Source organism: Mycetocola tolaasinivorans, from assembly GCF_003667565.1.
Lineage (GTDB): Bacteria > Actinomycetota > Actinomycetes > Actinomycetales > Microbacteriaceae > Mycetocola > Mycetocola tolaasinivorans.
This window is the reverse complement of record NZ_RCUX01000006.1, coordinates 184,876-197,217: the sequence shown is the minus strand read 5'-3', so window position 1 is coordinate 197,217 and position 12,342 is coordinate 184,876. Positions and strand designations below refer to the sequence as shown.

The following is a 12,342-nucleotide window of genomic DNA, read 5'->3' as shown; positions in this document are numbered from 1 at the left end:
TCAGGATCTTCGGGTATCACGTACCCGCGTCGAAAAGTAGCTGAGCGGGACGCGGGGCAGCCGCACCTCAGCTAAGCTGGGCAGGTGACTGAACGCGTATTGGTAAAGAACCTGGCGGCACTGGCCGATGGCCCCGTGACCGTATCCGGGTGGGTAGAGACCGTCCGAGACCAGAAGAAGGTCCAGTTTATTGTGCTCCGGGATGAGTCCGGTGCCGTACAGCTGGTAACTCCTGCGACCCGCGAGCTCGTCGAAGACGATCCCACCTCGGCTGCGAAGCTGGCTCTGACCGAGACCATCTCCGGCCTGGCCCACGGCTCGTTCGTGTCGGTGACCGGTGAGCTCAAGCACGACGAGCGCGTCAAGCTCGGCGGCCTCGAGGTCAAGATTTCCGCCCTGGAGGTGCTGAGCGCCGCCAACCCGGAGACCCCGATCGCCTCGGACTCCTCGCTCGACAAGCGTCAGGACTGGCGCTTCCTCGACCTGCGCAACCCGAAGCAGAACCTGATCTTCAAGATCCAGACCACCTTCCTGCACGCCATGCGCGAGTACTGGGTCGACAACGACTTCATCGAGATCCACACCCCGAAGCTCATGGCCAGCGCTTCCGAGTCGCGCGCCGAGCTGTTCGAGGTTGAGTACTTCGATACCACCGCCTACCTGGCTCAGAGCCCGCAGTTCTTCAAGCAGATGGCCCAGTCAGCCGGCTTCGGGAAGATCTTCGAGGTGGGCCCGGCCTTCCGCGCCGACCCCTCCTTCACCAGCCGCCACGCCACTGAGTTCACCTCCGTAGACTCGGAGATCAGCTGGATCGACAGCCACGAGGACGTCATGAAGCTCCACGAGGAGCTCATCGTTGCCGGTTTCAGTGCGGTCAAGGCCAAGCACGGCGAGGCCATCAAGGATCTCTTCGACGTCGAGATCACCGTCCCGGCAACCCCGTTCCCGCGCATTCCGCTGGCCGAGGCCAAGCAGATCATCAAGGAGCGCGGCTACGAGGTTCCGCGTGCCGACGACGACATGGACCCCGAGGGCGAGCGTCAGATCGCGGCCTACGTGCGCGAGACCTACGGTCACGAGTTCGTCTTCCTGACCGACTATGCCGCCTCGATCCGCCCGTTCTACCACATGCGTCACGCGGACAACCCGGCCCTCACCAACTCCTACGACCTCATTTTCAACGGCGTGGAGATCTCGACCGGCGCTCAGCGCGAGCACCGCGTTGACGTGCTCGAGGCCCAGATGCGCGACAAGGGTATGGAGCCCAAGGAGCTCGACTTCTACCTCGACTTCTTCCGCTACGGCGCACCGAGCCACGGTGGATTCGGCATGGGCCTCGCGCGCGTGCTGATGCTCATGCTGCACGAGTCGAGCATCCGCGAGGTTACCTATCTGTTCCGCGGCCCGACCCGTCTGGCCCCGTAACACCCGGTTGTTTACGAGAAACGCCCGTTCCGCAGATGCGGAACGGGCGTTTTTCCTAGGGTAAGTACGGTGTCTTTCGGTGACGCAGCAACGCGGGGAGCGAGAGCGTACCGGCCGCACGGGGCCAGGCGATCACCGGGAGCGCGAGCAGGATCATGATCGGATACTGGGCGATCAGCTGATCGGCGAGCCAGTATGAGACCAGCAGTGCACTACTCGCGATCGCGATCCAGCGTGGCAGCACACCGAGCACCAGCAGGATGCCGAGGGTGAGCTCGAGCGCGGGCATCAGGATCCCGAAAAACCCCGCACCGGGCCCCAGAATATGCTCGGTGAAGAACCGATAGAGGTCGGGTACCCGTGGGTTCTTGGCGGTGCTGCTCGCGACGAGCAGGATGTCTGCCCGACCGAATCCCGCCCGATACTTGAGAATTCCCTCCCCGAGCCAGAGCACACCGAGGACAACGCGGACTACGGAGGCGGCGACCGCCGCGAGACGGGCGGGGGGCACGGCGGTCACCGATCCCACCGCCTAGGCCAGGGGTGCGGCGCCGAAGACCGCGAGGGCCTTGTCGCAGTGCACCACCACGTACGTGAAGTCTCCGGCCTTGATGCCGTCGAGCTTAAACGTCTGCGAGGCGGCGTCAAACTTCACCGCGCCCAGCGTGGTTCCCGCGGTCACCGCGGCCTCATCGGTGCCGTTGGTGAGGTAGAGGTGAAGGTCGGGGCCCTCATCCGAGGAGAAACCGGACAGGGTGAGGGTGTCGCCGTCGATCTTCGCGGTGCCGGCCACCTTCTTGTCATTCAGCCCGCCGAATGTTCCCGAGAGGCTGACCGCCGGGGCGGTGGCCTCGGCCGAGTGGGAAACGGCGGGGGCGCTCGACTCGGAGGAGGGTGAGCTACACGCGCTGAGACCGGCGGTGAGGGCGAGAGCGGCGGCCGCGGTGGTGACGAGGGTCTTGATACGCATGATGGGGTCCTTTCAATGGTGAACAACTTGCGTGATCAACAGCCAATCAACTTCCGCCCGCCCCGGAATCGGATATGACAGGCCCGTAAGGGCATATTTCAAACGCGTAAGAACTCAGGATTCATCCGGCATGACCGGGCTATTCTCGTGCATGTGGAATCGAAACCGCGCGTGATGCTGATTGAGGACGACCCCACCGTCAGAACGGTGGTGGCCGACTATCTGCGCGCCGCCGGGCTCGACCTCATCGAGTATGGCGACGGCACCCGCGCGGCCGCCGCGGTGCGCGAGCGCATCCCGGATCTCCTGATCGTGGATCGCATGCTCCCCGGTACGAGTGGCGACGAACTGTGCCGCGAGGTGCGCGGCTACTCGGACGTGCCCATCATGATGCTCACCGCTCTCTCGAGCGTGGATCAGCGCATCGAGGGCCTCGAGCACGGTGCCGATGACTACCTGGCCAAGCCCTTCTCGCTGCGCGAACTCCAGCTGCGTGCCGAGGCGCTGCTGCGCCGCCGCACCGCGGTCGGCACAGCCGCCATGATCGTGCAGGGCGACTTCCGCATCGACGCCGTACATCGCCGCGCCTGGGCGCACGAGCGCGAGATCACGCTGACCGCCCGCGAATACGAGCTGTTCCTGTACCTGCTGGCCAATCCGGGCCGCGATATTGGCCGCGATGAGCTGCTGCGCGAGGTGTGGGGCTGGGGCTTCGGCGACCCCTCCACGGTGACGGTGCATGTGCGCCGGCTGCGCGAGAAGATCGAGCCGGACCCGAGATTCCCCTGCCACCTCAAAACCGTGTGGGGTGCCGGATACCAATTCTTCGTGGAGGCCACGTGCTGAGCGTCGCCGACCTCTGTCTGATCGTGGTGACCACCGCCGCCTGCACGGCCGCGGTCTCGCTGCTGGCCTGGGGTGCGCTGCACCTCAACCGGCGCGGATCGATCGCCTCGCAGTTTGTGATCGTCACCGGCGCCGCGGTGCTCGCCGTGGCGGTGTCGACCATCGTGGTGCTGATCGAGATGCTCTTCTCCGAGCACGACCTCACGGTGCTCGCCTGGCTGCTCGGCGTGGCCGCGCTGATGAGTATGGCCGCGGCCTGGCTGATGACAACCCGGGTGGTGCGCCGCCAGGCCGGGCACCTGCTGGCCTCGACCCGGCGCATCGCCGAGGGTGACATCGTGGAGCCCGCGGCCCCCAGCTGGCGGGAGTTCACCGCGCTCTCCGCGGAGCTGGCGGACACCTCGCGCCGGCTCGCCGAGGCCCGGGCCGAGATCGCCCAGCTTGATGCCGCACGGCGCGAGTTCTTCGTCTGGATCTCGCACGACCTGCGCACCCCGATGGCCGGCATTCGCGCGCTAGCCGAGGCGATGGAGGCCGGGGTGGCCGAGCATCCGGCGGAGTACAGCCGGCAGATCCGCGAGCGGGTCGACGCGATGGGCCTCATGGTGGACGACCTATTTGCCCTGGCCCGGATCGAATCCGGCACGCTGGATCTGCGCCGCGAACTGGTGGACCTGCTGGACCTCGTCTCCGATGCGGTCTCCGACGTGCAGCACGTGGCGGCCGCCCGCGGAATCCGTATCGAGCAGCGCGGGGTCGAGGGGCACACGCTCTGGGGCGATCCGCGCGAGCTCACCCGGGCGATCGGCAATCTGTTGGCCAACGGCATCCGCCACGCCCCCGACGACTCGGAGATTCTGGTGTCGGCCACGACGCTGGCCGATGGCCACCTGGTGCTGAGCATCCTCGACCACGGCAGCGGTGTCTCGACCGAGGATCTCGGCCGGATGTTTGATGTGGGCTGGCGCGGAGACGCCGCCCGCACCGCCGAGCCGGCCGGAACCCAGGGCGGCGCGGGACTTGGGCTCGCCATCGTGCGCGGTATCGTGCAGGCCCACGGCGGCGATGTGAGCGCCCGGCTGGTGAGCGACGGCTTCTGCCTCGACATCACCCTGCCCCGAGAGCCCGGGGTCTAAGCCGCGGAGGTAAACGCCCCGGCTTCTCCTCGAAGCCGGGGCGTTTGCCGTTTCTCATTGTGGGGAACTTGACCCGCCCGAAAATGTGTGTAATCGTTTACGCATAGCTTGGCTTCTGGCCCCCGATCAATGGAGAGAAAAATGCCAATTCCGGTCATCCTGGACTGCGACCCCGGCCACGACGATGTGTTCGCGATCTGGCTCGCCGCGGGCAACCCCGCACTCGATCTGAAGGCCATCACCACCGTCAGCGGTAACGGCTACCTCGAGCACACCACCCACAACGCACGCGTTGCCTGCACCGTTGCCGGCATCACCGGCGTCCCGATCGCCGCCGGCGCGGCCGAGCCGCTCGAGCGCAAGCTCACCCCCGGCACCTGGATCCACGGCGAGAACGCCCTCGGCGGCCCCGAGCTGCCCGAGGTCACCGTGCCGCTGGACGAGCGCTCCGCGATCGAGCTGATCGCCGACACCGTGCGCGCCTCGGCGGAGAAGATCACCCTGATCCCCACCGGCCCGCTCACCAACATTGCCCACTTTGTGCGCACCTACCCCGAGCTGCTGGAGCGCATCGAGCGCATCGTCTGGATGGGCGGATCGACCGGCCGCGGCAACTGCGGCGCCGCCTACGCCGAGTTCAACGCCTGGGCCGACCCGGAGGCCGTGGACGTCGTCCTGAAGTCCGGCATCGACTTCACCATGGTGGGCCTGAACATCACCCACCAGGCGCTCATCACGCAGGATGTGCGCAGCCGCATCCGCAACCTCGGCAACGAGACCGGCGTCTTCGGCGCCGAGCTGCTGGAGTTCTTCTGCAACTCCTACAACGACGTTGAGGGCATGCCCGACGGCCCGCTGCACGACCCGGTGGCCGTGGCCCTGGTCATCGACGCAGCGGTCGCCACCACCGTGCACACCCGCGTGGACGTGGAGCTCGTGGGCACCGAGACCGCCGGCGCAACCTGCGTCGACCTGCACGACATGCTGAAGCGTGAAAAGAACGCCCACGTGGCAATCGATCTCGATGTTGACCGCTTCTGGAACCTCGTCACGGACGCCGTCGCCGGCCTGAAGTAGCACTCACATACGCCTGTGGCCCGCGGAATTCCGCGGGCCACAGGCGTAACTGCACTCAAAGGTTATAGGCCGGGCTCGGTGTACTGTGTCGACTCCCGCACCACGAGCTGCGGAGCGATGCGGCTATAGACCGTCGGGGAATGGCGATCCTCGGTGCGCATGAGCAACGCGCGGATTGCCTCCCGCGCGAGTGCCGCAATGGGCTGCACCACCGAGGTGAGCGGCGGATCGGTGATCTCCGCCAGCAGGGTGTCATCAAACCCGGTCAGCAGGGTATCGCGCGGCACCCGCTTTCCCGCGGCACGCAGCGCGCCGAGCACCCCCACCGCGATGAGGTCATCGCCACACACGATCGCATCGGGCAGCGCGCCACGGGCCACCAGGGCCGCACCGGCCTCAAGCCCATACTCTCGGGAGAAGTTGCCAAAGATCGGCTCGTGAATCTCCAGCCCCTCGGCCGAGCGGGCAAAGGCGAGGCGACGCTCACGCCCCACAGAGGTGTTGTCATTGGCCCCGATGTAGACGATCGAGCGCGCGCCCTGCTCGCGCAGGTGGGCAATAACCAGGTCGATCCCACGGTCGTTATCTACCCCGATAAAGTCGGTGGCCAGCCCCTCGACACGGCGATCCAGCTGAACGAGCGGAATGCGCGCGGCCGCCTTGGCCAGCGCCTCGCTGGAACCCTGGGCATCCGAGGGCACCACGATGAGTCCCTCGACCCGGCCGCCGAGGAGGAGGTCGATCCGGCGAGCTTCGCGCTCAATCTCGCCGTGAGAGTCGGCGATGATGAGCTCCAGATCCTGCTCCTGCAGCTCGGCCTCGACCGCGTGCACCACCTGGGCGTAATACGGGTTTCCCACCACCGGAATGATCATGCCGATCGTGCGATTGCTGCCCTCGCGCAGTGCGCGGGCCGCCGCGTTCACCTGGTATCCGAGGCGTTCGGCGGTGCGCTTCACGAGCGCCTGAGTCTTACGGGAAACGCGGTCTTTCCCGGCGAGGGCTCGAGAGGCGGTCGCGATGGAGACACCGGCGGCATCGGCCACGTCCTGCAGTCGAATTTCCGCGCTCATCCCGACCCCTTCCGCTGGAAATAGGAGAATTCCCACCCTACCGGCTCTGCCCGCTCGTTGCCCGCGTTGCCGAACCCGGGGTTGTGGGGTATTCTCTGTGTAAACGATTACGCAAACGTGTGACATAGCGCCGATACTTGACGCAGTGATTTCCCGATCCGTCGCACGCATGCACACACTCCCCTCTCGGACTCGATGCGAATGTCGCGTAGGGTCTAACCTCACAACGAAGTGGACTTTTCGATGAGCACTCCCCTCACCAGCCAGGCCGCCGGCCTCGCGCCGAAGACCGCGAGCGTGACCGCGCTCATGGTTGCGCTGCTGGCCTCGTGTTTCGCGTTCCAGCTCAACGCGAGCATGCTGAGCCCCGCCCTGGTTACCATCGAGCATGAGCTCGGTGCCACCGGCGCGCAGGTGGCTCTCACCCAGACCGCGTTCTTCACCTCGGCGGCCCTGACCACCCTGTTCCTGCCCCGACTCGGCGATCTGATCGGTCGCCGGAAGGTGCTCGTCTGGATGCTGATCGTGATGGCCATCGGCTGCGTCATCGCCGCACTGGCCACGAACGTCCCGATGCTGCTCATCGGCCGCGTCATTCAGGGTGCCTCCGGCCCCGTGGTGCCGATGTGCCTGCTGATGCTGCGCTCCCAGGTGACCGAACCGAAGAAGTACGGCACCCTGCTCGGCGTCGTGACCGCGGTCAACGGCGGTATCGCCGGCGTTGACGCCCTCGCTGGTGGCTGGCTGGCCAACAACTTCGGTTTCGCCTCCATCTTCTGGGTCATGGGCGCGGTTGCCCTGCTCGCCGCCGTGTTCGTGCGCTTCATGGCCCCCGAGAGCCTCGGCGGAACCGCCGGCAAGATGGACTGGTGGGGCTCGGCCCTGCTCGTCATCTCGGTGGGTGCCGCTCTGATCATGATCAACGAAATCGGTAACCTGGCCGCCGCCAACTGGGCGCTCGTGGCGATCCTCGCCGTGGTGACCGCGGCCGCGTTCTGGCTGTTCTGGCGCCTGGAAAACCGCAGCGCACACCCGCTGGTGGCACCCGCTCAGCTCAAGCACCGCTCGACCTGGGCACTGGCCAGCACCTCCCTGCTGACCCTCGCCGGAGTGTTCGCCGTGATGAACGGCATCCTGCCCGCCCTCGCGCAGGACACCGAGGTGGGTCTCGGCCTCAGCGCCGGCGAGGTCGCCTGGTGGACCCTCACCCCCTACGCCCTCGCGGGTCTGCTGATGGGCCCGGTTTCGGGCCGCCTGGCCGCGAGCGTCGGCTACCTCACCATGCTGCGCATCGGCCTCGGTTTCACCGTGCTCGGCATCATCGCGATGGTCTTCACCGTGGGCAGCGATATCCGCATCATCATCCTGCTGCTCTCGATCGCGATCGGCATCAGCTACGCCGGTATCGGCAACATCATGATCAACGGCCTGGGCGTCGTGCTCTCCCCGAAGGATGCCCCCGGCTCGCTGCCCGGCCTGAACACCGGGGCGATCAACCTCGGCGCGGGCGTCTCCTTCGCCGTGATCTACGCCGTACAGACCGCGTTCTCCGGCGGCGGCACCGCGGCCGGATACCAGGCGGCAATGATCGCGGGTGCCATCCTGCTGGTGGGCGCGCTGCTCATGTCGACGCTGATCCCGCGCCCGGCTAACGCCGAGCTTTCCCGCTAGTACCCTCGTAAAAACGGGCCGGTTTGTCAGATACTGACAAACCGGCCCGTTTTCGCGTTACTAGCCGTAGTTGGGGGCGTCCGGGAGCCCGAAAAACTCCTCGAGCGTGCGGGTGCCGGAGGAGGCCATCGCCTGTGCGGTGTCGACTCCGACGAAGCGGTAGTGCCAGGGCTCGTAGGTGAACCCGGTGATCTGCGAGTAGCCGTCCGGATAGCGCATGATGAAGCCGTAGTCGGCGGCGTGCGCCTGCAGCCACTTGCCGCCGGTGGTCTTACCGAAGCAGGCCTTGAGGTAGCAGCCGGCGCCGTCGTCGAGGTCAACGACGAGCCCCGTCTGGTGTTCGGAGTGCCCGGGACGCGCCGAGTAGGTGTCGGCCTTCGCCTGGCCGTCGCGCTTCACATACTGGTTGTAGATGGTGCGCTGCGTCTCGTAGGAGCGGAACGCGCTCCCGATGCGCAGGTTGACGCCCTCGGCCGCGGCGGCGGCGTGCATCTTCACCAGGGCGTCGGCGGCCGGTGCGCGCAGCGGCTGGCCGTTCATGTTGGGGATGCCCTTCGGCGTCACCAGGTCGCTCGGGCGGTAGCTGATGGGGTTCAATGGGCGACGCTTGTTTGACACCACGGTAATGGAACTCGGCGTGCCCTGGGGGCCGGCCGCCGGGGGTTCGATCGCGGGCGGCGGGGCCGGCGCGGGAGCCGGAGCTGGAGCCGGAGCCGGAGCGGCGGGCTTTGCCGGGGCGGGTGCGGGAGCTGCGGGTTTTGCGGGAGCTGCGGCCGCGGGCGGGGCCGAGGTTTCGGGAGCGGGCGTTTCGGACGGCTCCGCAGAGGGCTCCGCAGAGGGCTCAGCAGAGGGTTCCTCGCTCGGCTCTTCCGAGGGCTCGGCACTGGCGCTGGGGGTGGAATCCTCGCTGGGCGGGGTCAGCACCGATGGCCGGGCCTCAAGCTCGAGGCCCTGCGGCGCGCATCCCACGAGCAGGAGCGGGAGAATCGCCCACGCGATCAGGTGTCGACGCCTGCCCATGCTACCCTCCCGAGGAATGCGATTGCCTGCATCCCAGACGTTCTGGGTACCGCCGCTCACAGCATAGTAAACGTCCCCGAAGCGCGTGACCCCCGCACGGGGGCCAAATGACCCCTCGTGCGGCGGGTGCGTTTTAGACCTCGAAGTCGATGGAGGCGCGATCGCCGACGCGCGGCTTCACGAATTCGACGACCTCGAGGTGGGCGGGGTGCACCTGGTAGGCGGCCAGCGCCTCGGCGTCGTCGAGTTCGGAGATCAGGATGATGTCCCAGTTGTTCTCGGGGTAGAGGGTGTTTGCGCGCACCTCGAGCGAGCGCAGACCGGGGACGACGCCCACGAGGGATTCGAGGTTGGTGCGGATGCCCTCGGCGTCTGCGGCGCGGGTGGCGGCGTCTTCGGCGGCAAGCTTCCAGGTGACAAAGTGGCGAACGGCCATGATTCTCCTTGAGGGTGTGCCCCGGTTTCCCGGAGCGGATGCGGTGCGGTGCTCCGAGGGGCTAGAGGGCCGCCTGAAGCGCCTGACGCAGGCGGGTCGGGTCGACCCGCCAGTACGTGTGCTGCTTACCGTTAACGAGCAGCACGGGGATTTCTTCCCAGTGTCGGGCGTGCAGCTCGGGATCGTCAAGGATGGAGAGTTCTTCCACCGTAATATTCGCGCGATCGGCGTACTCCGCGGCCACCTGGTTGACGGTGTCTCGGGCGTCTTCGCAGAGGTGGCAGCCGGGCTTTCCAATCAGTGTCAGTGCGATCGTCGTCATGATTTCAGACTAACCCTTTCGTGCTTACTTATGCTCGACAAAGTCACCAAAAAGCGCCGTTAACGCCAAAAAGCGCCGTCCCGAATGGGAGGGCGCTGGCTCCGACACACCTCGCGAAGTCGCCGTTAACGCCAAAAAGCGCCGTCCCGAATGGGAGGGCGCTTACTGGCGCGTTGCGTCTACTTCTTGTTGCGGCGCTGGTGACGAGTCTTACGAAGCAGCTTGCGGTGCTTCTTCTTCGACATACGCTTGCGGCGCTTCTTGATAACAGAACCCATGTAGGACCTCACATAAAGATTGGGCAGAGGACGCGAGAGCCACGGCCAGCTTAAAAATACCTCAGGTTAGTGTACCCGATTCTGGGGCGGCGCGCGTACGCGCCGGGTTTGGGGCCTATTCGGGGCCCTTGTGCCCGCCCAGCTTCTTGACGACGGCCTGGACGGCGGACTCGACGCGGTGGGTGCCGGCCGCGGCGGCCTGGCCGATGGCGTCGGCCACCTGGCGGGCCTGCTGGGGCAGGGTGGCGGCGAGTGCGAGGACGTCCTCGGTGACGGCTTCGCCGCCGAGGAGCGGGAGCAGCCAGTCCTCGATGTCTTCGAGGGGGTCGGGAGAGAGACTGTAGTAGCGGTGCTGCCCCTCCTCGCGCACGGCGACGAGGTTTGCCTCGCGCAGCACCTTGAGGTGCTTGGACACGGTGGGCTGGCTGAGGCCGAGCGCGGCCACGATTTCGGAGACGCTCGTACCCCGATCACCCGTGCCGGTCTCGGCCTGGCTGCGCTCGTGCAGGAGGTTGAGAATATCGCGCCGGGTGGCGTCCGCGATCACGTCGAAAATGTCTGCCATGTCCCCAGGCTACTCAGTCCGCGGACGGGATACCATGACTAGCACCCGGCATTGCACGAATCCGGGGCTGTATTTTTTCTGTTCCGGGGAGGAAAACGTGGCGCAACGGACCGCTGTGACCGGCTTTGCCCGGGTCAAGGAGGTCTGGAACACGGCGATTGGGCACTCCCCCTCGCGCTTCGCGATTGGCGTGTTTACCGGCCTGATCCTGGTGTTTACGCTGTTGTTTTCGCTGCCGATCGCGCAGGCCTCGGGTGAGGTGACCCCGCTCGTGGACGCGCTGTTCACCGCGGTCTCGGTAATCTGTGTAACCGGGTTGTCCACGGTGGACATGTCGACGCACTGGTCGGCCGCCGGAAATGTATTTGTGTATGTCGGGGTGCAGATCGGCGCCGTCGGCGTGTTGACCCTCGCGTCGATCCTCGGAATGATCATTTCTCGCAAGCTGGGTCTGCGCGCAAAGCTGATTGCGGCCGGGGATACAAACCCGATGCGCATGCATCACGGTCCGGTGGCCGAGGGGCAGGCGATCCGGCTTGGCGAGATTGGTGGCCTGCTGCTCACGGTGGCTACCAGCCTGCTGGTGATCGAGGGGGCGGTGGCGCTGCTGCTGTTTCCGCGCATGCTGGTGGATGGTGTGGATCCGGGGACGGCGGCCTGGCAGAGTTTTTACTACTCGGCGATGGCATTTACAAATACGGGGTTTACGCCGAATGCGGCGGGGCTCGGCAGCTTTAGTAACGACTACTTCTTCCTCGGCATTCTGGCGGTGGGGGTGTTTCTCGGGGCGCTGGGGTTCCCGGTGATTTTTGCGCTGCGTCGCCACCTGTTTTCGCCGCGGAAGCTGCCGCTGCACGCGAAGCTGACCATCGTGACCACGCTGATTCTGGTGGTGGCGGGCGCGATCGTGTTTACGCTCCTGGAGTTCGATAACCGCAAGACCCTGGGCGGAATGAACGCGGGTGATACGGCGTTCCAATCGTTCTTCCTGTCGGTGATGACGCGGTCGGGCGGGTTTAACGCGATCAATATTGAGGATTTGAACGGGTCGAGCAAGCTGGTGGCCTCGATGCTGATGTTCATCGGTGGCGGCTCGGCATCCACCGCGGGCGGGATCAAGGTGACGACCCTGGCGGTGCTGTTCCTGGCCGCCTGGGCGGAGGCCAAGGGTAACCCGGACATGGAGGCCTTCGGCCGGCGCATTCCGCAGGACGTGGTGCGGGTTGCGCTGTCGGTGGTGTTCTGGGGGGCGGCGATCGTCGCGGTCTCGACCATCATCCTGTTGCAGATGACCAAGGCTCCGCTCGAGGACGTGCTCTTCGATGTGGTTTCGGCGTTTGGCACCGTGGGGCTGTCCACCGGTGTGACCGAGATGCTCAGTGACCCCGGAAAATACGTGCTGGCCATCACGATGCTGCTCGGCCGCGTGGGTACGGTCACGCTCGCGGCGGCCGTGGCGGCGTCGACAAGCTCTAAACTCTATAGGCGCCCGGAAGAGCGCCCAATCGTGGGCTAGGGCCCCG

At 66.2% G+C, this 12,342-nt stretch carries 14 protein-coding genes; 6 read left to right on the top strand and 8 right to left on the bottom strand.

Annotation, left to right across the window (positions count from 1 at the left end):
• Positions 1-84 precede the first annotated feature (84 nt).
• Positions 85-1,425: an aspartate--tRNA(Asn) ligase gene (aspS, locus tag D9V32_RS09345; RefSeq protein ID WP_183086256.1), complete on the top strand. Its 1,341-nt coding sequence runs from the start codon at positions 85-87 to the stop codon at positions 1,423-1,425.
• A gap of 55 nt (positions 1,426-1,480) precedes the next feature.
• On the opposite strand, the gene D9V32_RS09340 is transcribed toward aspS, so the two are convergent.
• Entirely contained in the window at positions 1,481-1,945 is a 465-nt protein-coding gene (locus tag D9V32_RS09340) for a MauE/DoxX family redox-associated membrane protein (RefSeq protein ID WP_183086255.1), read from the bottom strand.
• Positions 1,946-1,957: 12 nt separating this feature from the next.
• Positions 1,958-2,395 (bottom strand): DM13 domain-containing protein, encoded by a 438-nt coding sequence (locus D9V32_RS09335; RefSeq protein WP_121648637.1) that lies wholly within the window; start codon positions 2,393-2,395, stop codon positions 1,958-1,960.
• A 153-nt stretch (positions 2,396-2,548) separates the two neighbouring features.
• Between D9V32_RS09335 and D9V32_RS09330 the strand changes: the two genes are divergently transcribed.
• The 3 genes from D9V32_RS09330 to D9V32_RS09320 all read left to right on the top strand — a co-directional run bounded on the left by D9V32_RS09330 (position 2,549) and on the right by D9V32_RS09320 (position 5,454).
• On the top strand, positions 2,549-3,241 hold the full coding sequence (locus D9V32_RS09330) for a response regulator transcription factor (protein WP_245982209.1): 693 nt from the start codon (positions 2,549-2,551) through the stop codon (positions 3,239-3,241).
• Entirely contained in the window at positions 3,235-4,377 is a 1,143-nt protein-coding gene (locus D9V32_RS09325) for a sensor histidine kinase (protein ID WP_121648635.1), read from the top strand. The genes D9V32_RS09330 and D9V32_RS09325 overlap by 7 nt, the downstream gene beginning before the upstream one ends.
• A gap of 141 nt (positions 4,378-4,518) precedes the next feature.
• A complete protein-coding gene (locus tag D9V32_RS09320) occupies positions 4,519-5,454 on the top strand; it encodes a nucleoside hydrolase (RefSeq protein WP_121648634.1) in 936 nt (311 codons plus the stop codon).
• Between the two features lie 62 nt (positions 5,455-5,516).
• On the opposite strand, the gene D9V32_RS09315 is transcribed toward D9V32_RS09320, so the two are convergent.
• Positions 5,517-6,527, bottom strand: a complete 1,011-nt coding sequence (locus D9V32_RS09315) for a LacI family DNA-binding transcriptional regulator (protein ID WP_183086254.1) — start codon at positions 6,525-6,527, stop codon at positions 5,517-5,519.
• Positions 6,528-6,770: 243 nt separating this feature from the next.
• Between D9V32_RS09315 and uriT the strand changes: the two genes are divergently transcribed.
• Entirely contained in the window at positions 6,771-8,198 is a 1,428-nt protein-coding gene (uriT, locus tag D9V32_RS09310) for a uridine transporter UriT (protein WP_121648738.1), read from the top strand.
• Between the two features lie 60 nt (positions 8,199-8,258).
• On the opposite strand, the gene D9V32_RS09305 is transcribed toward uriT, so the two are convergent.
• The 5 genes from D9V32_RS09305 to D9V32_RS09285 form a co-directional block, all read right to left on the bottom strand.
• A complete protein-coding gene (locus D9V32_RS09305; RefSeq protein WP_121648632.1) occupies positions 8,259-9,218 on the bottom strand; it encodes a M15 family metallopeptidase in 960 nt (319 codons plus the stop codon).
• A gap of 133 nt (positions 9,219-9,351) precedes the next feature.
• Positions 9,352-9,654: a Dabb family protein gene (locus D9V32_RS09300; protein ID WP_121648631.1), complete on the bottom strand. Its 303-nt coding sequence runs from the start codon at positions 9,652-9,654 to the stop codon at positions 9,352-9,354.
• Positions 9,655-9,715: 61 nt separating this feature from the next.
• Positions 9,716-9,976 carry a glutaredoxin family protein gene (locus tag D9V32_RS09295; protein WP_121648630.1) on the bottom strand — a complete coding sequence of 87 codons (261 nt, stop codon included), beginning with the start codon at positions 9,974-9,976 and terminating at the stop codon, positions 9,716-9,718.
• Between the two features lie 179 nt (positions 9,977-10,155).
• Complete coding sequence (locus D9V32_RS09290) at positions 10,156-10,254, bottom strand: 30S ribosomal protein bS22 (protein ID WP_005504750.1); 99 nt, start codon at positions 10,252-10,254, stop codon at positions 10,156-10,158.
• A 115-nt stretch (positions 10,255-10,369) separates the two neighbouring features.
• The gene (locus D9V32_RS09285) at positions 10,370-10,819 is read right to left on the bottom strand and encodes an ArsR/SmtB family transcription factor (protein ID WP_121648629.1); all 450 of its coding nucleotides are present in this window, start codon (positions 10,817-10,819) and stop codon (positions 10,370-10,372) included.
• A 115-nt stretch (positions 10,820-10,934) separates the two neighbouring features.
• On the opposite strand from D9V32_RS09285, the gene D9V32_RS09280 reads away from it, so the two are divergent.
• Positions 10,935-12,335 (top strand): TrkH family potassium uptake protein, encoded by a 1,401-nt coding sequence (locus D9V32_RS09280; RefSeq protein WP_245982233.1) that lies wholly within the window; start codon positions 10,935-10,937, stop codon positions 12,333-12,335.
• Positions 12,336-12,342: the final 7 nt, after the last annotated feature.